The 19,534-nt window shown below is 53.6% G+C and carries 19 protein-coding genes and 1 tRNA gene; 4 read left to right on the top strand and 16 right to left on the bottom strand.

Annotated features, from left to right (window positions below; all coding sequences use genetic code 11):
• Positions 1 to 96 precede the first annotated feature (96 nt).
• From LCF41_RS19080 to LCF41_RS19025, 12 genes are all read right to left on the bottom strand, one after another.
• On the bottom strand, positions 97 to 1,527 hold the full coding sequence (locus tag LCF41_RS19080; RefSeq protein ID WP_225085908.1) for a DNA cytosine methyltransferase: 1,431 nt from the start codon (positions 1,525 to 1,527) through the stop codon (positions 97 to 99).
• 522 nt (positions 1,528 to 2,049) lie between these two features.
• The gene (locus tag LCF41_RS19075; RefSeq protein ID WP_225085907.1) at positions 2,050 to 4,062 is read right to left on the bottom strand and encodes a DNA topoisomerase III; all 2,013 of its coding nucleotides are present in this window, start codon (positions 4,060 to 4,062) and stop codon (positions 2,050 to 2,052) included.
• Between the two features lie 168 nt (positions 4,063 to 4,230).
• Positions 4,231 to 4,632: a single-stranded DNA-binding protein gene (locus tag LCF41_RS19070; RefSeq protein WP_044202807.1), complete on the bottom strand. Its 402-nt coding sequence runs from the start codon at positions 4,630 to 4,632 to the stop codon at positions 4,231 to 4,233.
• 61 nt (positions 4,633 to 4,693) lie between these two features.
• Positions 4,694 to 5,254, bottom strand: a complete 561-nt coding sequence (locus tag LCF41_RS19065; protein WP_225085906.1) for a DUF3158 family protein — start codon at positions 5,252 to 5,254, stop codon at positions 4,694 to 4,696.
• Complete coding sequence (locus LCF41_RS19060) at positions 5,251 to 6,069, bottom strand: PFL_4669 family integrating conjugative element protein (RefSeq protein ID WP_225085905.1); 819 nt, start codon at positions 6,067 to 6,069, stop codon at positions 5,251 to 5,253. The genes LCF41_RS19065 and LCF41_RS19060 overlap by 4 nt, the downstream gene beginning before the upstream one ends.
• Before the next feature lie 280 nt (positions 6,070 to 6,349).
• Positions 6,350 to 7,564: an STY4528 family pathogenicity island replication protein gene (locus tag LCF41_RS19055; protein WP_225085904.1), complete on the bottom strand. Its 1,215-nt coding sequence runs from the start codon at positions 7,562 to 7,564 to the stop codon at positions 6,350 to 6,352.
• Positions 7,564 to 8,124, bottom strand: a complete 561-nt coding sequence (locus LCF41_RS19050) for a DUF2857 domain-containing protein (RefSeq protein ID WP_130637083.1) — start codon at positions 8,122 to 8,124, stop codon at positions 7,564 to 7,566. The genes LCF41_RS19055 and LCF41_RS19050 overlap by 1 nt, the downstream gene beginning before the upstream one ends.
• A gap of 11 nt (positions 8,125 to 8,135) precedes the next feature.
• Positions 8,136 to 9,860: a ParB family protein gene (locus LCF41_RS19045; protein WP_225085903.1), complete on the bottom strand. Its 1,725-nt coding sequence runs from the start codon at positions 9,858 to 9,860 to the stop codon at positions 8,136 to 8,138.
• Positions 9,853 to 10,113, bottom strand: coding sequence for a type II toxin-antitoxin system HicA family toxin (locus LCF41_RS19040; protein ID WP_040031768.1), 261 nt, complete (start codon positions 10,111 to 10,113; stop codon positions 9,853 to 9,855). The genes LCF41_RS19045 and LCF41_RS19040 overlap by 8 nt, the downstream gene beginning before the upstream one ends.
• Positions 10,097 to 10,960, bottom strand: coding sequence for a ParA family protein (locus LCF41_RS19035; RefSeq protein ID WP_225085902.1), 864 nt, complete (start codon positions 10,958 to 10,960; stop codon positions 10,097 to 10,099). Before LCF41_RS19035 ends, LCF41_RS19040 begins: the two co-directional genes overlap by 17 nt.
• Before the next feature lie 34 nt (positions 10,961 to 10,994).
• Positions 10,995 to 11,207, bottom strand: coding sequence for an AlpA family transcriptional regulator (locus LCF41_RS19030; RefSeq protein WP_039325633.1), 213 nt, complete (start codon positions 11,205 to 11,207; stop codon positions 10,995 to 10,997).
• Between the two features lie 437 nt (positions 11,208 to 11,644).
• On the bottom strand, positions 11,645 to 12,595 hold the full coding sequence (locus LCF41_RS19025; protein WP_225085901.1) for a LysR family transcriptional regulator: 951 nt from the start codon (positions 12,593 to 12,595) through the stop codon (positions 11,645 to 11,647).
• Positions 12,596 to 13,240: 645 nt separating this feature from the next.
• Here LCF41_RS19025 and LCF41_RS19020 point away from each other — a divergent pair.
• Together LCF41_RS19020 and LCF41_RS19015 are read left to right on the top strand one after the other, a co-directional pair.
• Positions 13,241 to 13,316, top strand: a tRNA-Gly gene (locus LCF41_RS19020).
• 505 nt (positions 13,317 to 13,821) lie between these two features.
• Complete coding sequence (locus LCF41_RS19015) at positions 13,822 to 14,367, top strand: hypothetical protein (protein ID WP_225085900.1); 546 nt, start codon at positions 13,822 to 13,824, stop codon at positions 14,365 to 14,367.
• 96 nt (positions 14,368 to 14,463) lie between these two features.
• On the opposite strand, the gene LCF41_RS19010 is transcribed toward LCF41_RS19015, so the two are convergent.
• Complete coding sequence (locus tag LCF41_RS19010) at positions 14,464 to 15,069, bottom strand: hypothetical protein (RefSeq protein ID WP_225085899.1); 606 nt, start codon at positions 15,067 to 15,069, stop codon at positions 14,464 to 14,466.
• A 299-nt stretch (positions 15,070 to 15,368) separates the two neighbouring features.
• Between LCF41_RS19010 and LCF41_RS19005 the strand changes: the two genes are divergently transcribed.
• Complete coding sequence (locus tag LCF41_RS19005; RefSeq protein ID WP_225085898.1) at positions 15,369 to 16,064, top strand: YjjG family noncanonical pyrimidine nucleotidase; 696 nt, start codon at positions 15,369 to 15,371, stop codon at positions 16,062 to 16,064.
• Positions 16,065 to 16,188: 124 nt separating this feature from the next.
• Here the strand turns inward: LCF41_RS19005 and LCF41_RS19000 are convergent, their stop codons facing one another.
• From LCF41_RS19000 to LCF41_RS18990, 3 genes are all read right to left on the bottom strand, one after another.
• Positions 16,189 to 16,518, bottom strand: a complete 330-nt coding sequence (locus tag LCF41_RS19000; protein ID WP_225085897.1) for a type II toxin-antitoxin system RelE/ParE family toxin — start codon at positions 16,516 to 16,518, stop codon at positions 16,189 to 16,191.
• Positions 16,487 to 16,723, bottom strand: a complete 237-nt coding sequence (locus tag LCF41_RS18995; protein WP_039317656.1) for a TA system antitoxin ParD family protein — start codon at positions 16,721 to 16,723, stop codon at positions 16,487 to 16,489. Before LCF41_RS18995 ends, LCF41_RS19000 begins: the two co-directional genes overlap by 32 nt.
• Positions 16,724 to 16,906: 183 nt before the next feature.
• Positions 16,907 to 18,046 (bottom strand): DUF1963 domain-containing protein, encoded by a 1,140-nt coding sequence (locus LCF41_RS18990; RefSeq protein ID WP_225085896.1) that lies wholly within the window; start codon positions 18,044 to 18,046, stop codon positions 16,907 to 16,909.
• Positions 18,047 to 18,506: 460 nt separating this feature from the next.
• On the opposite strand from LCF41_RS18990, the gene LCF41_RS18985 reads away from it, so the two are divergent.
• Positions 18,507 to 19,526, top strand: coding sequence for an ABC transporter substrate-binding protein (locus LCF41_RS18985; protein WP_225085895.1), 1,020 nt, complete (start codon positions 18,507 to 18,509; stop codon positions 19,524 to 19,526).
• Positions 19,527 to 19,534: the final 8 nt, after the last annotated feature.

Genomic DNA, 19,534 nt, shown 5'->3' with positions numbered 1-19,534 from the left:
GCTACGCCAGCGAACATGTATTCAGCATGACGTGGCAACGGTGCGTGTGTGTGGAACAACACGCATCAGGACGTGCCCGTATTGGTTAGCGCGATGTCACTTGGGTGTCTGCAATGCCTGGAGCAGACGCTGACCCAGCCAGGCCACGCAGGGTACGGCCATGGAGTTGCCGATCGCTTTGTAGCGGGGGGTATCAGCAGCCGGTTTGCCGCCGCGATATGGCACCAGCGTCCAGCCATCCGGCATGCCCTGCAAGCGTTCGCATTCGACGGGCATTAACCGCCTGACCTTCCATTGCTGCCAGTTTTCTCCATCATGCTCAAGCGGCGTGTAATGGAAGTGCGCGTCAGGCGGGGTGACGCTGAATACGGTTGGCATTCCCTGACCGGGCTTTCCGCCGCTGGCGAGCAGCGTGCCAGCGATCTGGCCATGACCCGATTCCAGGCGCAGTTCGCCACGCCCGTTCTGTGCAAAGGCGATGGCAGGCCAGGCCCGGGTACGCAATGTCGGGGTGACGTCTTTTACGGCATCCGCGCCATAGTCCTGAGCGGTAAAGGCCATCATCGGGATACCTTGGTTGGCACCATCTTCCCTGTAATTTTTGCCATGCGCTGCCGTGTTCAGTGTATGGCTGAGGGGGCCTGCCATACACTGCACCAGGAAGTTCTCGGTGCAGATGTCATGCTTGGAACCGGCTGCCATCAGGCAGGCCGCCACGTTGGCAGGCCCTGTACCGCCAGCGAAACTGAATGTCGTGACAGCCTTGCCGTAGGGACTCAATCCGGAATAGTCGCTTGCTGTCGCAGGGCCTGCTCCAGCATTACGGGCAGCCTCTTGCCACGGCGAGCTGCTCGCAGAAGAATGCCCGCGCACGCTGTCGCGCTCAAAAAGTACTTCGCAGGGATCGAGGTCGTCTCGACCACTTGCCACAAGAAACACACGCTTGCGGCGCTGGGCGACACCGAAGTGTTGGGCGTCGAGCACCCGCCACGCAAGGCGACGGCGGGGTCCAGACACGTGACCTGCGTGCGCCCATTTTTCCCCTGGCGGGTTGAGCGCATGGCTTTCTCCGGCCAGTGCGCCCAGCAGGCAGCCAAAGGCGTTGGAGCGGTCACTGAGCACGCCTGGGACGTTTTCCCAGACGATCGTGGTGGGGGACTGATGATTTTTGAGACGGATGTGGTCGATGACATTGGCAAGCTCCACGTAGCTGAGGGTTAAGGCACCGCGAGGGTCGTTCAGCCCCCGTCGTGCGCCGGCAATACTGAACGCCTGGCAAGGTGTCCCGCCAACCAGAATATCTGGGGCGATGACCTCGCCAGCGTATACCTGGTTGGCGATGAGCGTCATGTCGCCGAGATTGGGCACATGGGGGTAGCGGTGTGCGAGCACGGCACACGGGAAAGGGGCGATTTCCGAAAACCAGGCGGCTTTCATACCAAGTGGTTCCCAGGCGAGGCTGACTGCCTCGATGCCACTGCAGACGCTGCCGAATTGCAGTACATGGGGTGTAGGTTGCATGTTCATGGGGTCTCCTGTTTTTTGGTTCAGGGCCACAGGCCCAACCGTGTGTGTCGTAAATCAGGAGAAAAAGTGTCGGGGACCTGCTGGCCTCCGACTTGGTAGGAATAAACCACCTGTGGGCTGTTTCAGGATGTGGTCGTCGTCAAAACCATTCACTGTCGCAGCAATCGCACCCGGCCGTTATCGTGGTTGTGGCCGGAATCCTCTGGCATGTATCCACACACAAATGGAGCCCAGTTTTTCGCCGTTGGGCGCGGCAACGAATACCGTCATCCCCGAAGGGTTTCCTGATGTCTGGACTCTCAAGCAAGGCATCAGGAAACCCTTCAAGCACGGCGGAAGTACCGGAGAAGAGGGAACGCGTCTGGTGCGTCCGTGGACAAGTTGCCCTCTGCCTCGCTGCCGGAGCAGAGCGAAGTACGCACTGTTCAGTAGAAGGCGTGGTGCGCGGGGATTCCCGCATGGGCGCGGGATGGAGCCATGTCATCACAAAAGGCGTGACATGGCTTTTGGGTTCAGAGCGGCTCAGGATGCCCGGGCGCTGCTGTTACGTTTGCGCGGCATAGCACGTTTGTGTTTGCCGTTGTCGACAGGCTGAGAGCCTTTGCAGTCAGGATAGCGAGGGCAAGACCAGAATGGCCCGCTCTTGCCAGTACGCTGACGCATAGCGGTGCCGCATTCTGGGCATGCGTGTCCCTGTGGCACCTTGATAGACAGCGATGCTCCTCGATACTGCTGTACCAACTGCGTGATCCAGGCTGACTGCTTGTCGATGAAGACATCGAGAGTGAGCTGACCGGCCTCGATCATGTCCAGCGCCTGTTCCCAGATGGCGGTCATGCCGGGGTCGGCAATGGCACCGGGAACGGCGTCGATGAGTGTGAAGGCTGCATCGGAGGCACGCACCGAACGGCCTTTCTTCAGCAGGTAGCCACGGTCAAGCAATCCTTTGATGATATTGGCGCGAGTCGCCTCAGTGCCGATACCCGTGGTGTCCTTCAGCTTTTGCTTCAGGCGCGGATCGGCGACCAATTTGGCAACGCCCTTCATCGCTTTGACCAGTTCGCCCTGGGTATAAGGACGTGGCGGCGATGTCTTGAGCGCTTTGCAGTCGATTCCAGCGATCTGGCAAGACAAACCTTCATGCAGCGCTGGCAGAACCTGGCTGCGCGGAGTGGTTTCGCCATCATCGTCTGGCCTGGGCTCAGCGAGCACCTGCCGCCACCCGATGACGATGACCTGCTTGCCGACAGCCTGTAGCGTTTCACCCGCACAGGATAAGCGTGCAATGGTGCGGTCAAACTCATGTTGCGGCAGAAACTGCGCCAGATAGTGGGCACGGATCAGCGTATAGACTGCCCGTTCCTTGTCGCTCATGGCCGCTAGGTTAGCGGGTTCGAGCGTGGGAATGATGCCGTGGTGCGCCGTGACTTTGCTGTCGTTCCAGGCTCGTGAGCGCTGGTTGCGGTCTAGCTGGTCAACGAGCGGTCGCAGGCCAGGATCGGTCTTGAGAAGACTGTCGAGTACGGTGGGCACCTCGGCGAACATGCTGTCGGGCAGATAGCCGGAGTCTGAGCGCGGGTACGTCGTCGCTTTGTGAGTTTCGTACAGGGCCTGAGCGATTTCCAGGGTTTCCTGCACGTCCAGCCCCAACTGTTTGGAGCAGATTTCCTGCAGCGTGCCCAGATCGAAGGGTAACGGTGGGCCTTCACGCATGCGTTCAGTCTCGACGGACGTGATCTGGGCGCTACCAGTTGAACGCATGCGCTCCGCTGCCTGCCGGGCTATGGGCTCCTGCAGGCAGCGGCCGGCATCGTCTGTTGCTGTATCTGGTGCAAGCCAGGCTGCAATGAAAGATTGACCTGCGCTCGATAGTGCAGTCTCGACTGCCCAGAACGGTACAGAGACAAAGCATGCGATCTCGCGGTCGCGATCGACAACCAGTTTCAGCGTTGGGGTTTGTACCCGGCCCACGGAGAGGACGCCGTCGTAACCGGCCTGCCGCCCCATAACGGTGAACAGGCGACTGAGATTCATGCCAATCAGCCAGTCTGCGCGGGAACGGGCCAAGGCCGAGAAGTACATCGGCAGGGTTTCGCTTGATGGCCTGAGCGTTGCCAGTGCTTTGCGGATCGACGCGTCATTTAATGCCGATAACCAGAGCCGCTGGATGGGGCCGCGATAACCGCACAGTTCGATGATCTCACGTGCGATCAACTCGCCTTCCCGGTCAGCATCCGTTGCGATGACCAGCTCGGTGGCCTTGCTCAGAAGATCTTTGACGACGTTGAACTGCGAGGCGGTCTTGGATTTGACGTCGACGCGCCAGCGCTCGGGGATAATGGGCAATTGCTCGATAGACCAGCGTTTGTACTGCTCGCCATAGGCATCGGGCGGTGCTGCTTCAACGAGATGACCGATGCACCAGGTTATGGTGATACCTGCACCAACGAGGCAACCCTTGCCTCGTTGGGTAGCCCCCAGTACTCGTCCGATATCTTTGCCTTGGGAGGGCTTCTCGCACAGAAATAGCTTCATGGAATTCTCTCGGCACGTGAATCATGCCGTCGAGTATTCCCGGCTGGAGATTTTAAAATGATAAAGAATGCGGATTACGAGCCAACGTATTCGAGTGTGCGAAACGCAATAGACGTCAGTGGAATAGGGGACGACCCGCTGTCTGGGATCGTCCCGAAGTGCGATGTGTTACTCGGTCTGTGGCCCCGGATCTGCTGACCCTGACTTGGGGCTCAGGGTGATGGCCTCGATTCGGTAAGGGAGGATGCCAACGCTGCGTGCATTGACACGGTAAGTCGTACGCGGGTTGTTGTTCTCATCGGTCCAGTCGTCGCGCTCCACACGTCCGCCAACCACGACCCGCATGCCTTTCTGGAACAGTCCAGAGAATTGCTCCGCATCACGATGCCACCAGTCAACTGGCCGCCAGAAACCTCCACGATCTTCAAAGGCACCGCTCTTGCCGGGGACGGGGTTGTCGAAGTAGACGTTCAGACGCAACACCCGACGTGGTTCTTCGTTGCCGTTGGGGTACTCGTGGAATTCTGGCGCAGAGCCGATATTTCCCTCGCCACTGAAATGTGTACTCATGTCTATGACTCCTGTTTGATGTGAAATGCCCGCATTGGAAAGACAATGCTGGTTGAAACCGTCAACGGCGTTGTGCCGATGCCTGATGTTTCATGTGGTCTCCCCCTGTATGGGGCGGGTTTAGGTCCGCCTGATGGCCTGTCCGGCGCAGATAAATATCGTCGGCGTGGGTCACTTTGCTGGCGCAGTCCCTGGCCTGGCGTGCGAGTGTGTGCAACAGGCTAATCTGCATGTTCAGCACGGCACGCTGGACTTCCATTGCGTGTAAATCGCCGATGAGTCCGGGTGGCGTAGCCGGATTGGCCATCATCTTTTGCCACAGGGCTACGCCCATACTGCTGCGGTCGAGGTTGCGCCAGCGCAGAAAGGTGGTGCCTGCGCCAGTGGTTTGCTGGGCCAGTTGCGTGGGTAGCAGGTTGAAGGGATGGCTGCGTGCCTGTGCCAGAATCTGCCGTTGCGCCAGCACGATCAGATTGTCGCGCAGTGCCTCGCATTGGCTGGCCCAGACTTCGAGTGCCCCTTTACCTTTAAAAGGTTTTAAAAGGCCTTTTAGGTAGCCTGCATGTTCCAACTGCTGGAAGGCGGTCTGTTCCAGCAGGGTGAAACGTGTCGATGCGCTCATGCGTGGTCATCCTCGCTATCCTGTGCATCTTCGGTTGGGTTTCCACTGGCGTTGGCAGGGACATCAGCAGGTTCGTCTGCGTGTGAGGGTGTTTGATGTGTGATGCCTGAATGCGCCATGTTCGTTTGCCCACGCCGGATCAAGGGTGGTGCGAAGCGTGAACGACGCGTGCCTTCGAGCACGTCCTGCGGCAGTTCTCCGTACTTTTCCACTGCGGCACGGGCTGCGGCATTGTTGGCAGCAAAGTCGTCGCGCCGGCTGCCAGAGTAGCGGTATTGCTGCGCCAGACTGAAGAGACTGCGCAGGGCATGGGCTCCGTCGTTGAGCCAGCGCTCAAGGGTTGAGCGGTCGATCAGGGCAGTGTGGTGAGCCAGGATCAGGCGGCGGGCAAGATCATCGTAGTCGGCCAGCAAATAGACCGCCATAAAGCCCAGTTGCGAAGAGACGAACAGCGGCAGCTTGACGGGTTGCACATTCATGTTTTCACCAATACTCAGCGCGGGTGGTACGTCAGCCAGTGCCTGGTCCACTTGTTGGCGCAAGTTCAGGAACTGTTCTTTGGTGAGCGACAGCTTGTCTTCAATGCGCAGCATCCACCAGTCGGAATAGGGATCGTCCTGCTCGGCACCGCGCTTGAGCTTGTTCATGATGGAGACAAATCCGTTCAGGCCGACGATGCCGGGTTTGCCTTCTGCGGCTGCGCGTCCGTGCCAGATACGCGACGCGTGGTGGGTATGCAGGGTCAGTGACATCGCACTGCGCAATGACCCCAGGTTCAATTGCAAGGACTCGGTGGCATTGTTTTCGTTGGCCATGGTGATGTGACTCTCTGTAGTGAAACGAGTCGCCAGCTTCGGCTGTAACAGGAAGGCCGTCAGTCATGAAACCGCACTGCTGGTCAGCCTGTTTTGCGAGGCACCGGACGCCTTGCGAGGGAAGGGGATGTGTGCCGCTATACCCGGGGTATAGGCGACGGTGGACGCCAGTGGACGATATGTCGCTATTTTTGTGTGAGTCGTATGCGTATCGTCTGGAAGGCTGTGTGTACAGCTATACCCAGGGTATAGACGACCATGGATGGTGATGGATATGTCGTCAGGTGGCATCCAGCAATTTGCGCAGCCGTGCCAGATGGGCCAGTGCGACATCTCTGTTCGCCGCAGGCGGTTGCGGTGGGGCGGGGTTTTCACGTGGTTTGGTGGCAGGCGTTGTCTGTGTGTTGTCTTTCTGCCCTGCCCAGGCTCGGAAATCACCACGCAGGGCTTTCTGGATGATGCCAAACAGATAGCCCGCAGGGTTGCGAATGGTGGTTGTCGTGCATCGGGCATCCCATTCGTCAAGGACGGATTGGTGCAAATTGGGTTCAACCGACTGCAATGCGGCCAGCGCACCGGATTGCTGCTCAGCCTTGAGTGCCATAAAGCGCTCTGGCAAACGAAGCATCCCAAGCCCTTGCGCACGCGGTACTGTAAGTATTTTTTTATTATTTTCTTTTATAGGTACTGTACTTATGCTCTTCGGATTCCGAAGTGTGTTGATTTTGCTGGCGCTCAGGCCTGATTTGGAATCCGAAGTCAGGTCGCCATCATTCCGAAGAGGGGGCGTTGTCCCTTCTTCGGAATCGTGATCGTTCATATCCTGTGGGTAACGTGAATCCATGTGCCAGCCCTGTGCGGACAGCCGCTGTGTCAGCACCTGCAATCGGGTTGGCAGTACCTGGCCGCTGAGCATCGCGTCCTGGGACATCTCCTGTAGCGTATACACGCCGACACGCTGGACAGACTTACTGGCATGAACCAGAGACTGGCTGACCAGCGCCAGATAGTCAGCATCAAGCTGGATTGCCTCATAGGGGGTGAGTGGTTCATCGTGCAGGACATAGAGGTTGCCCAGAATGCGGCCTGTGCGCGGATCACGTCTGCGCCTGACCAGGCTGATCCATCGGGTCAGGCGCAGCATCGTCAGGGTGCGTGCGACCGTTTCATGAGACGCTCGGGCCGCGCACGGCATGGAGGCGAGCCAGGGAGCGAGCTGATCGTACGTGGGCATCGCGGTGATACCATCTTCTGCGAGCATCAGCCGGAAGACTTGCCAGCCGTTGCGTTCAAGCGGGGTCAGCCGCCCGTCCATCAGGAGTGCCCGTGGCACGCTGTCGTGGTGGTTGCCGCTGAAGAGGAAACCATCCGTTGCCGCAGGCGATGAGGCGGCTTTAACCGGCTTCGCAGATTGCGGTTGCAGGTGAGAGAACGCCTGGTCGAACAGCTCATTCAGCCGGACAGGACCGTTCGTGCGTGGCTGGCCTCCCGCCATCAGGCCTGTCCTTCATCAATCCATCCGCGTATGGCACTCCAGATAACGGACAGCGGCAGATCTGTAGCTTCAGCGAGATCCGCTGCGATACCCAGCATGTCCATATCGTCAGTGAGTGCCACTTGCTGTGACTTAACAGCAGCAGACCAGCGGTGCCACAGATTGGTATCCTGTTCTTCGCTCAGAACCGGATGGCGGCCTTTGCGTTTTGGCAATCCGATCACGCTGCGGCGCAACGCGATTTCCTGATGCGTGAGCCCGAAGAACTTGCTGATAAGCTCGGTACTGGCTCCCAGGCGCAGAAACCTGTCAATTTTGACGACCTCTTCGGTTACCCCATCGACCTGATGCAGCAGCCGACGCAGCACATCACGGTTGACCACGACGGAGCACCAGGACACGTTGGCGTTGGCCAGCACACTTGCCATGGCTGGATGCTTCAGCGCATCGAGGTCGGTGTCATCGAATCCCATGGACTTGGCTCTGCGCAATTGACCATTGCGCAGATCATGCAGTGCTTGCGCGATGACAGCCTGATTGAGAGGGTGTGGACCAGTCATGGCTGTGCTCCTCATGATCCGGGAATGACGTCGCCGCCATCCTGTGTGCCGTTCTCAATGTCGATCAGCCTGCGGGTCAGCCGTAGCAATCGGAACAGCTTCACCAGTGCGCTGTCATTGAGCCGCTGTGGTGCATCGTTTGCGTCATTGCTTGTATCCAGTATCCCCTGCAAAAGATGCCCGAGTAGCCCAAACCGGATCGAAGACGTGGTATCTGAAAGCGGATGTATGGCGGGCAGATAGGGGGCGCTCAGTGCGTGTAGCAGTGCCAGCACCATGGATGCTGATGTATCTGTGTTGACACGGTCATCGGCGTACTCGCAACTGAATCCGATGCCGTTTTCATATGGCTCAATAGCCTCTTGCGCACCGACTTCGTGGGCGATTTCTGCGGCAAACTGCGCAATATGGGTGCGTAGTCGAGAAGGTTCATCCAGTGATGCCTCAATGTGCCAGATATCGGTGATTGGATACAGGCTATCGGCCTGGATAGGGATGGATTGCAAGACATTGCGCTCGAAGTCCGGCAAGGTCTCGCCAGTATGGCCGGCGACCAGCCGCTGAATCGACAGCAGCCGTTCGGTGGTGCCGGCAGGAGAAACAACATGCTGTTGCAGCAGTGCAGCCTGCTCGTCGTTTCCTGTCGCAGATTTGTCTTGCGGGGTATGATCAGCAGGCTCTGCCGGGGGCGATGCTGGTTGTGCAGACGCTTTGCTGGTCGTTGATGGCTCGTTATTCCTGGATGGCGTGGATTCGGATGTGACCCCAGGCGGCGTTACGGGTAATGGCGTCTTCTCTTGCAGCGTCGATGCTTCAGGTTCAGCCGCTGGTGTTTCATTGCTGAGTAACTGCCAACGACGATCGGCGTCGGTGATCTCGAATGCCAGCGTGTCGTATTCCATCTCCAGCAGATCTGCCATTTGTCCAATCAACTCATCCTGCACACGCTGGACACTGAAATTGCCCGGTGTACTGTCGAACATCACCAATACATCCTGGAACAAGGTGGTGAAGTCGATATGGCGATGCGTGTTGGTGCTGCGAGCAGACCAGGCCCGCTCAGCAGCACGTCGCAGGCTGGTCAACTGCTCGACCTGATGTCTTCCCAGCCCTGCATAAAGAACCGTAGGAATGGCCGGGAGCAAGTATTGAATAGCCTCTTGCATGCGACTGATATGGGGCTGGGGTACAGGGTAGCCATCGGCCTTGAGGCGGCGGGCCAGCTCTGACTGTGACAGTGACTTCCCCGTCTCTTCTTCATAGAGCTCTCGTGCTTTATTGACGCCCAGGGCACGTTCAATAAATGACAGGCCACCGTGCAGTTCGTTTTCAGCCAGATGCCCTGTCAATGCGATGATTTCACCGCGTTCCGGCCATGGGCGGAACAGGCATGGAATGCGGAAAAAGCGTTCGTTCCTGGTCTCAGTCCAGAGTTCGCGCAGGATCGAGAGTCTGGTATTACCCCCGTTGCGAATGATATAGCCCTTTGCTCCTGGTCGCTGAGTGATGGAAGGCGGGGAGTCGAGTCCGCGCTCGCGTATCGAGGCCTTGATCTCGTCGTAGAGCGGGTTGCGGGTCAGTCGTGGATCGAGCTCATAGGGGGACAATTCGTCGAGTGTGATAACCATCGCGGTTTCCGCAATAGGTGCGCTTAACACTCCGGTAATCGGTGTTTTGCTCGCGAAGCCTTCACTCAAAAGCTTGTTGGTCAGGTCTTGTACAGAAATATCAGGCATGGTGGCCTCCCTTGTCAGGAGAGGATTCGTCAGTGGCAAACTGGTTCTGCGTGCGTCGGAGCAAGGCGCGTGCATTGCGCCCGGCGCGGTAGTCGCTGGCCGTAGAACTGGTGAAAATGGGGGGCATACCCGGTTTGGTGAACTTCAGATGTCCGCCAGAGGTACGCACAACCTCCCAGCCTTCTTGCAGCGCGTATTCGATCAGCGGTAGTAACTGCTTGTGGCCTTTAGCCAGTTCACGGGCATTTGACATGGGCATGCCCTCCGCTGGTTTTTCCTGTGACCTGTGCGAACTGCTCACGCCACTGAGGCAGCAATTCGGTTGCCAAGCTGCACATGATTTCTCGCGCAGAGCGAGTCTGACGGCCATAAGGCCTGGTACGCTCAACGCGATGCGCCGGCAGACCGCGAGTCGCTGCACGGGGAAACGCTTCAATTGCTGGTATCTCAGTGTCCAGAATGTGGATGCCCGCTTGCTCCTGAAAAATCAGGCGCAAGGTTTTCTGGATCATGCGGGCATTGGACGACACGGCTGGCACGCGATTGATCAGCAGGTGTAGAGGTGGGGGAGTAATGCCCAGATTACGGTAAGGTGCGATGTCCTCGACCAGTTGCAGGGTTCCACGATGGAGCTCCCGGGCGGCAAGTATTTCTGGTGTGACGGGGGAAATGGCCTGTTGTGATGCCAGTAATGCCATCTCCAGCAAGACTGTGCGTGCGCCCTGCGTGTCAATGACAACGAGGTCGTAGTGTGGCTGGAACACAGGCAATAAGTTGCGCAGCCTCAGCCTGCCGTCCGGAGCGTGAAGTAGCAGCGTGTGCAACTGACGATGTTCATCGTTGGATAGCACAATATCCAGACACTCAATGGCGGTACGGGAGATAATTTTCCCCAGATCCTGCTCATTGAACGCCAGGAGCTCATAGATGCCGGCGGCGGCACGGTTGCTCAACTCATAGTAAGAGGACAGCGTGGGTTGCATGTCCAGATCGAGTAGGAGTACGCGGAATCCGGCATCGGCGACGAAACTCCCCAGGTTGGCTGCAATGGTTGTTTTACCCACGCCACCTTTCGTTGAAATAACAGAAATCACCTGCATGGTCTGCTCCTGATAATTGGCGACTGGGGAGCAGTCAGGCTCGTTCTTTGAGGCGATCAGTGATCCACTGATCAATTTCGGCAGAGTCCCATCCTACTGCACGGACGCCAAGACGCAGCGCCTTGGGAAACTTGCCCTCTTTCATCAGGTTATAAATATGGGCTCTTTTAAAGCCGGTTTTGGCTTCAACTTCAGCCCGACGCAGGATGCGACGCTCTGGAACGGGAACAGTGTTTTGTTGGAACATGATAGTCACTCCTTAATGCTTGGTAGCGCTTATTGAGGGTGACTGCCATTAAATAGACACCATCGATAAGCCACATCAAACAATAGGGACGAGCGGGTCACCGCTTTCTTGTCGCAACAAGCACAACATTTGATTTAAGCCAATGTCCACTCGCACCAAAAAAGTGACAATATTGGTTATCACTTCCAACCGATAAAGCTGGCATATGATCAAATCCTCCAATGCATAAAAATGAATGGTTGGAATGTTTTGGTTTTTGTTTGTCTGCAGACGAAAAATGTCTGAGATTAATTTTTGTTGGGTGTTGACTCATGCTTCAGGTCTTGGGAGCGATGCGCGATAGTTCACTAAGGCTGTATGGCAGGTACGGTTATGCAATAGAAGGACTGTTTTTGTCATGAAAATGACAAAAACAGTCCTTTTGTTTCATCAGTGTGTCACAGTGTTCGGGTAGGTAAGGCGTGTGGCGAACCTGATATTTCTCCGATTGCTATAGCCCGATTGATAAATCGAACCAGCTCTGCTGAGCGTTCTCTTTCTGCGGTTACGACAAATGTAGCTGTGCTGGGAATATTGTCTGCTGCTTCGCGGATAATGACATTGGGATGGTTATAGAGAGCAATTTGAGATGCCAGCCCGATACCGATCCCATAGCCTGCTGCAACTAACATGATCATGGGTTCATGCCCTGAAACATATTCGGCGATGTTTGGTGTAGGGAGTGACGGATTGCTGAACAAATGTCGAGTCAGGTTATATCCACCAGTGCAGCGTTCGGGATGGCAAAGCACTAGCGGATAGCGAAGCATCTCGGCGTCAGAGATTTTTTCTTGCGAGAGCAACGGGTGGTGAGTTGGGATCGCGATGGCTGGGCGCTCGGTCCATACAACTTCTTTGAGGTAGCCCGGCATGATTGAATTGTCGACAGTAAAACCAACGTCGATTTGATCGTGGCTGATGGCCAATAACATCTCGCTGACAGTCATCTCCGTGATCCTAACTTCGGTGCTCGGTTCTTCTTCACGACAACGAGCGAGCAGTGTCGTCAGTCTTGGTGGAGCCAGACTGTCTGCAAGTCCAATACGCAGTCGGCCACGGTAGCCTTGCGAGGCTGAGTTAACCCGTGTTTGAGCGTTCTCTATAAAGGCAATGATGCGTTGAGCTTCTTCGCGAAAGACTTCACCTGGCCAGGTCAGTCTGATACGTCCTTTGGCGCGATGAAGCAGTTGTACCCCCAGATGGTTCTCCAGTTCCTTGATGGCTCGGGACAAAGGTGATGGTTCGATATGAATCCTGGCCGCTGCTCGGGTGAAACTTTGCTCTTCTGCAACGATCAGGAAATACCGCAGGTAGCGTATCCTCATATTTTCATACTCCTTTCTTTCCATTGGGTATTGATTCCTTTTTATGGAGGAAGGCTCCGCTACATGAATAGGACTCATTCATGTTTTTGGGCTGTCTTTTGCGGGGCACCCCATGCTGAAATGCAGCCTCAACGGGTTGTGAGGGCGTAGGGCATCTCAATAGCTTGCTGAGCCGAGTCTTTCTGAGGGGGGCAGGTGTGGAAAACGAGCAGATCAACCCGGCTGTGGAGCATCGCTAATGCTAAGGCTGCTTCTTATGGGGTTTTGTTCACACGTTGCGTGTTTCTGTCTCTGGATGTAGTGGGGTAAGCTGATGAGGGCTGGCGCTTGCCTGTGATGGGTTACAGCATCGTTATTTGACGGGGAAAATTACGGCTTGGAATCCATGTCGAAGGGCGTGGTAAGCCCTCCCTGTCCCATACCTTGTGGATGTTGTTGGACGTGTACGACGCTGTATGGAAAAAAATTAAGGTTCTGACTTGCCAAGATCTAAGTTCTAGTCCATAATGCTGTCCATCCTATCAAGGGATGTCGGGAAACTCTTTCTAAAACAAAGAGATAACGGCTGGATTCCAGACTCGTTTCCCGCTCCACGTTTTATCACTGTTTGTCACCATACAATCAGTGCGCAGTAATCAGACGTAACGCCTGTTAATGTCTGTCCGATATGCGGGAATAGCTCAGTTGGTAGAGCACGACCTTGCCAAGGTCGGGGTCGCGAGTTCGAGTCTCGTTTCCCGCTCCAATTTTTTCATCTCTCTTTTTTCTTGTACCATCAATCTCCCTGTCGTGCTAGAAATCTATTCGCTCTTTTCCGTTGTGCAACGATACCGTTAGTACGCGGCGTCGCTTCCTTGTTTGGTGATATATACCATCGTTTTATTCGATGAACATCGTTAAGTACATTCGAGTCGACTCTTGAACGTTGATATTGTAGATAAATCATTTTATTAAATACTTAGCCTGGTTATATTTATTATGATTTCTATTATTGTTTTATTTTTTGTGCCGTTGGGATTTTGACGTAATATCAAAAATTGACTATGTTTATAACCAGAATGCATTTATAAAAATCACATTGTTCAAAATGACGAAGGTTGTTATTGATTTTTTAGTGGTTTTTTCTATTCGATTTTATCTGGGAAATATCATTTAAATTTCATGAGGCATTTCGGTTATTTATTTAATAAATAAAGAATTGTTGTCATGGATCATATGGTTATCCCTGTAGATAAAAGAGGATGGAAAAAATGAATGCAATGAATAGCTCTATTTTACACGTTGTAGCAACGGCGGCGCTGGTGATGAGCGGTTTTGCTCAAGCAGATGATATGGCAAAAGCCCATACCGGAAAAGACCAAGTTGAATTAAAACATGTTCATGCTGTCCTGCAAAATGGCACGCCCAACCCGCAGCACGATGCAATGTGTGAAAAACAGTTGAATATGCCTGAATCCAAATACGTTGGCATGAAAGTAACAACAGAATATAACATTAATACCCAGTCAATGATGATGTCAGCAAAATCAATGTTCCCTTCGCCACACAGTACGCAACCGATGGAATTAACGGCTGACTTATCCCCTCTCGGTTTATCTGATAGCTACTCATTCGGTGCATTTAAACCCAGTTCCTTACCCAATGCTTATATTATTTTCTCTGTTGATAAAAAAATGAAAAACCCGGTGAGCACTTTTATGGTTATTAATGAAAGTGAAACGTATAACTGTGTGATTAGCAGTTCAACGCATGGGTTAAGCAAAGAGGTAATGAAAAGCCTTGAAATGAAGAAATAATGATTTTTTATTTTCTACCGTAGATTGCAGGCTGCCGTCTGCAATTTACGTTTATAAAATAGGGGCATGTAAACGTCACCGTAGACTATAGGCCGTTCAAACCGAGAGAAAGTTAGCTAGCCGACTCAACGCACGAAGTTCACTTTTGTAAGCCGATTTTGAGAGCAGTAAACGATAGTCACAGGCATGCAGGGTGCTTTTAACCGCATTGGTTGAAACCTGGCTAAATAATGCTGATTCACTAAAATCGCTCTCAATAGTGACAATCGAATATTGCCCTTTTGTACTCCATTGAGTAAAGCGAATGACGACGGCGTTCCCTATGATAACGGCCCCTTCTTTCTTATCCTCTGAGAAATAAAAATCAAAGACAGGTTCAGCCATCCCATCGGCTAAACAAACGGCCTTATAGCATTTCAAAAGAGAAATAAGTCTCGCTCCCCGTCCTATTGAGAAGCCGCTTCCGGCGTTTTCATCGAGATAAAAATAGCGTTTAAAAACAATATTCAGCGTTTTGTTATGGTAGCCAACAACATAGTCCTTCTCATAAAAATGAAAGTCGGTCGGATCGCCGACTAACTCGTATCCTTGAGAAATCAGTTCTATCGGCGAAAAATCTTTAAGCCCAAAAATGTCTGGGTGCTGAATGGTCGAGGTTTTTAAATACCTGATAAAGAGAGTAAAGAAAGAGATTTTCAGCATGGTTTACCCACCGCGTATTGCGCCCTTGAGTGTGTCAGCAGCATGGATTCCTTTCAGGAATCATCATGTTACCTGTTTGTATACGGATGTGATGGTATCATCTCTGTTCAGGTGGCAGAAAATTAGTGCGGCGTGCTGTTCATTTTCAGGCTGGGTGCGTTTCCGCGGGTGATGATTGGGCTATTGACGCTCTCCTTCTTTGTTGTGATTCTGGGCGTTAACCGCGCGCTGACGGCTGCTAAGCCCGCGCAGTCCGTCTCCACCAAAAGTGATTCCTTGATTTCGAGTAACCAATATTTATGAAATACCGCCATTTTCTGTTTGACCTTGACGACACGCTGTTGGATTTCAAAGCCTCTGAGCGTCTTTCGTTTGCGCGTACGCTGAAGGATCTTGGCGTCGATATTGAAAATACGACCCTGTTTGCGGACTATCAGCGAGAAAACTCTCAGCTATGGAGCGCGTTCGAAAAGGGGGAGATCGCCAAAGATGTACTGAAATTCGAACGATTCCGTCGCACCTTCTCCCTTCATGGCATTGATATCGATCCTCACAAGGCGAGCAGCCTCTATCTGGAGTGCCTGCCTGAGACCGTCGTGCTGGTGGATGGCGCGGTTCAGCTATGCGAAGCGCTTGCCGAGATCGGTGAAGTTGGCATTATTACCAACGGCATTGAGTATGTGCAGGCGCAGCGGGTGGCGAACTCGGGGTTGGCGGACTGGCTCACGTTTGTTGCTACCTCTGAAGCTTGCGGCTTCGCTAAGCCGGATGCGCGCTTCTTTGAATTCTCAGCCAGCAAGTTCAGCTCGTTCAAAAAAGCCGAGGCGATCATCGTGGGCGACAGGCTTGATGCCGATATTCTGGGTGCAAACCTGTACGGCATCGACAGCTGTTGGTTCAATGCCAGTGGGGCTGCCAACGATTCGGATATTGCGCCAACTTATGAGGCCGCAACCCTGCAAGATGTCTTCACACAGATCGGTACCAGCGCGTAAACCTGTACCATGCCGCATCGACGACAATCACTGCTATCGACCCGCTTTGGGTTGTCGTCGGACTCTACTTAGCTGTTTCCTGAATAATAAAACCGCTTAAGATAAAAGGAACGGCTGATATTGGTTATTTAATTAGCTTCAGGTCAGCTTTTCTGTGACGCTTTTGATCATCATAGACATTTTCATGTGAGCCGAGGTTCAATAAATATATTTCGAGTTTAGCGTCAACCCAGCGATAACTCAGGAGATATTGCTGGTTACTCATATAAAATTTATGTACCCAAAGATAATTTAGATCACCCTTTTTGCGCTCACCCATCTCAGGTTCGTCAATGATAAGTTCAATCTGTTCATCGACGGTTTTCTGTTCTTGTTCTGTCAGAGTGGCAAATTTCTTCTCAAAACGGCGTGACTGATATACCTCAAGATTTTTCCCGGTCTCTTCTGCGCACATACTTTGTCATTCTTCCATTGTCGATTTCTGATTTCGCCAGCAGAATTTCGTTGATGAAGGAAAAAGGTAATTCAGGGTTATCCTCAGCAATACGGCCAATTTTAGCCCAGTACTCTATTTGCTTTGGCACGCTTCGGCTCATTGCTTCTGCATGTACTTTCACTTCTTCAACAAAATCATCATCCAGGCGGATGCTTGTTGCCATATTTCGGTACTCCATGATGTAGTCACCACAGCCTCTTAGTGATGGTTTTGATGATACGTCACCTTTCGACGCACTACGGATCTTAGTTTGCGACAAATTGTCGCAATGTGCAATCTATTTTCTTACTGCAGCCCGCAAAATGGCTATGCCTTGCCTTTGCGATCGTTTTCATGAAATACCCCCTCAGTAGTCGCAGACCAGAAATACGCGGTCGAAGCGTTGGGCTGCGAGGTCGCTACGGTGGATGATGAAATTTAGCGTGCCGTCATCCCACTGAAATTGTCCATCCAGACAGGCCTGAAACAGCACCAGCCAGTCCTGCGCTTCGCCGCCCAATTGCTGTGCTGCCTGCAACTCTGGCAATTCATGCTGGCTGAAGCCACAGCCGTTGACTCGGGCAATACCCTGATATTCAGGCAACGGGGCATCAGGTGGAAAGTCCGATGGCAGCATCTCCTTTTCGACCATCCAGGCGAGTTGCTCTTCTGTCACTTTACTATCGGGTAACAGGTTGAATGCCCCCAGTTGCCGCAACTGCCAGGCGTAATATTGCGCAAAGCCAAGACGGGACAGCGCATTGTCATACGCATCATCATGCAATGCTGCCTGCTGTTCCTGACTCAGACGTGAGCACAATAGGGCATCAAGATGAGGGTTCTGGCACAATGCGTAAAAGCTGGGGACGGCGACGCTGGTTCTCGGGTGCAGTTTGAGTGCAGGCTTCTGCCCGAGCGTCTTCTCGTCATTGAAGGCCAGGTCTGCAAAGCGCATCCCGCTGCACAGACGTGCGGCATCCTGCACATAGATGACTTTCCCTCGGGTTGTTACAGGGCTGCTTCCACATTCCAGAAAGAAGAATAGGGTCCCCTCGCGCGGCAGATAGTCCTGTAACTGTGCTAAGGCGCGGCAGTCTATCTGCGCAATAAATTCCAGCGGTACATGATAGCGCTGTGTGACGTCGTCCCAGGGGAAAATGCACACATCTTTTCCGTCTTCACCTTCTTGCCAGTACTCCTCGTATGCGAGCAAGGTATCTTCGGTGATGCTGACGCAAGGGTAGGGAATATCGACAGGTAAATCCGGCAGGCCGCCCAGCCGATGATTGCCCAGTGCGGTCTGGTCGTCCTCTGTGCCATGATAGAAATCGACGCTGCTGCGTAAGGTGCCAGCCACAGCATCAGCGATGGGGGCGATAGCATTCGCTGAGAGCAGCGAGTTCAGAAGATGTTGTCGCTGTGGAGAATGTTCCGCCAGCAGCGGGCGCAGGGCGGGTTCCACAGCCACGGAGGGATTGGCCGACTCTTCCATGTGTATGATTGGCATAACGACTCCTGTTTGAATACTTGCTCCTTAGAACAGGAGCTTAGCGACACGACTCTCAGACTATGTCTGCCCGAAAAGTGTGCTCATCCCGATCCGTCGCCTGTAGCCCGAATAGAGGGGCAATAAAGCACGAAATAACGCAGAGAAAAACGCAGCAACCCATCGTTTCTATGATGCCACATTTGCCTGCCTCAGCAAGAAGGCGATGTACTGACGGCAAGCCACTCTGCATCACCCATAATGCATTTTTGTAACGTTTTGCCTTTTTTTGGTGCGTTAACGCCGCCGGAATCCCTGTGTTTACTGCATTTTCACCGCATTGGAAATCATGGCACGGCCTGTGCTTAGTCTTATATACCATCTTGTGTACAAGTTGGGGCGACTCAGGCAATCGACCTGATCGGTTTTTTCAGGCTGGGGTTTATCGGCTGTTGTTAGCTCACCGTTGAAGGGGGAACACATGAAAAATAACAATGACAAGATCGATCGTAAACGCAGGCAGTTGATGAAGTGGTCAGCAGTTAGCGCAGGCGCGTTGACGCTAAGCAGCCTGCTGCCGTGCATGGCTTTTGCTGCCGACGGTGAAGAGATCCGCATCGGCTACTGGCCCATTGTGGGCGGTTTGCCTTTATACGTGGGCGTTGAGCGGGGTTTTTTCAAAGAGGCAGGGTTGAATGTGCGAGCGGTGAAATTCGCCAGCCCGCAACAGATTGTCGAGGGGATGATCACGGGGCGCATACACGGATGCGCCAATGGTACAGCCACCGGCGCGTTGGGATTAGGCGAGATTACCTCACCCGGCCTGTTCAAGATCATTTGTTCGAACCCGTCGAATCATCAGATGGTACTGGATGAATTTCTGGTGCCGTTAAACAGCGACGTAAAAAGCATCGCAGAGCTGAAAGGCAAACGTATTGCCTGTGGACCGGGTATTCAGAATGTGGTGATGACCAAAATCATTCTGGAAAAAAACGGCTTTACGGCGGATGAACTGCGCGTGACGGAGTTGCCGGTTGGGCAGCATGCCGCAGCACTGGCTGCGGGTCAGATTGACGGGGTTTATACGCTGGAACCGACGGGGACGGTAGGCCGACTGAAAGGGCTGTCGCGTACGCTGGAAACAGGCGTGATCTCACGCTATGTGCTCGGTAACCCTGATGCGCCGTGGTTTGGCGGTGCGGCGGCACTCAATAGCGGTTTTATCGAAAGCCGTGCGGCGGACGCAAAACGCTTCACGCAGGCCTATGCCAAATCGGTGCAGTTTATTCAGCAGAATCCGGAAGCGGCTCGTGAGCACATCACCGGATACACCAGCATTGAAGCCGAACTGAGTAAAGAGGTGCCGTTGCCGGGGTTTGTCATGTACGACGAGCTAAAAGGCGACAATCTGGCGTGGTTCCAGAAGTTTTATGATGTGTTCACCGAAAGAAAAATCTTCCGGCAGCCGGTAGATGTCAGCAGCCTGATTTATCAGCCTTAAGGGAGGAG

This window comes from Pectobacterium colocasium (assembly GCF_020181655.1).
Lineage (GTDB): Bacteria > Pseudomonadota > Gammaproteobacteria > Enterobacterales > Enterobacteriaceae > Pectobacterium > Pectobacterium colocasium.
The sequence above is the reverse complement of the archived record's forward strand: the minus strand, read 5'-3'. Positions and strand labels throughout refer to the sequence as shown.

Bases quoted from the DNA above. Each gene is read 5' to 3' on its own strand.
- LCF41_RS19080 (WP_225085908.1), bottom strand. From the start codon at position 1,527: ATGAACATGCAACCTACACCCCATGTACTGCAATTCGGCAGCGTCTGC.
- LCF41_RS19075 (WP_225085907.1), bottom strand. From the start codon at position 4,062: ATGAAGCTATTTCTGTGCGAGAAGCCCTCCCAAGGCAAAGATATCGGA.
- LCF41_RS19070 (WP_044202807.1), bottom strand. From the start codon at position 4,632: ATGAGTACACATTTCAGTGGCGAGGGAAATATCGGCTCTGCGCCAGAA.
- LCF41_RS19065 (WP_225085906.1), bottom strand. From the start codon at position 5,254: ATGAGCGCATCGACACGTTTCACCCTGCTGGAACAGACCGCCTTCCAG.
- LCF41_RS19060 (WP_225085905.1), bottom strand. From the start codon at position 6,069: ATGGCCAACGAAAACAATGCCACCGAGTCCTTGCAATTGAACCTGGGG.
- LCF41_RS19055 (WP_225085904.1), bottom strand. From the start codon at position 7,564: ATGGCGGGAGGCCAGCCACGCACGAACGGTCCTGTCCGGCTGAATGAG.
- LCF41_RS19050 (WP_130637083.1), bottom strand. From the start codon at position 8,124: ATGACTGGTCCACACCCTCTCAATCAGGCTGTCATCGCGCAAGCACTG.
- LCF41_RS19045 (WP_225085903.1), bottom strand. From the start codon at position 9,860: ATGCCTGATATTTCTGTACAAGACCTGACCAACAAGCTTTTGAGTGAA.
- LCF41_RS19040 (WP_040031768.1), bottom strand. From the start codon at position 10,113: ATGTCAAATGCCCGTGAACTGGCTAAAGGCCACAAGCAGTTACTACCG.
- LCF41_RS19035 (WP_225085902.1), bottom strand. From the start codon at position 10,960: ATGCAGGTGATTTCTGTTATTTCAACGAAAGGTGGCGTGGGTAAAACA.
- LCF41_RS19030 (WP_039325633.1), bottom strand. From the start codon at position 11,207: ATGTTCCAACAAAACACTGTTCCCGTTCCAGAGCGTCGCATCCTGCGT.
- LCF41_RS19025 (WP_225085901.1), bottom strand. From the start codon at position 12,595: ATGGAAAGAAAGGAGTATGAAAATATGAGGATACGCTACCTGCGGTAT.
- LCF41_RS19015 (WP_225085900.1), top strand. From the start codon at position 13,822: ATGAATGCAATGAATAGCTCTATTTTACACGTTGTAGCAACGGCGGCG.
- LCF41_RS19010 (WP_225085899.1), bottom strand. From the start codon at position 15,069: ATGCTGAAAATCTCTTTCTTTACTCTCTTTATCAGGTATTTAAAAACC.
- LCF41_RS19005 (WP_225085898.1), top strand. From the start codon at position 15,369: ATGAAATACCGCCATTTTCTGTTTGACCTTGACGACACGCTGTTGGAT.
- LCF41_RS19000 (WP_225085897.1), bottom strand. From the start codon at position 16,518: ATGTGCGCAGAAGAGACCGGGAAAAATCTTGAGGTATATCAGTCACGC.
- LCF41_RS18995 (WP_039317656.1), bottom strand. From the start codon at position 16,723: ATGGCAACAAGCATCCGCCTGGATGATGATTTTGTTGAAGAAGTGAAA.
- LCF41_RS18990 (WP_225085896.1), bottom strand. From the start codon at position 18,046: ATGCCAATCATACACATGGAAGAGTCGGCCAATCCCTCCGTGGCTGTG.
- LCF41_RS18985 (WP_225085895.1), top strand. From the start codon at position 18,507: ATGAAAAATAACAATGACAAGATCGATCGTAAACGCAGGCAGTTGATG.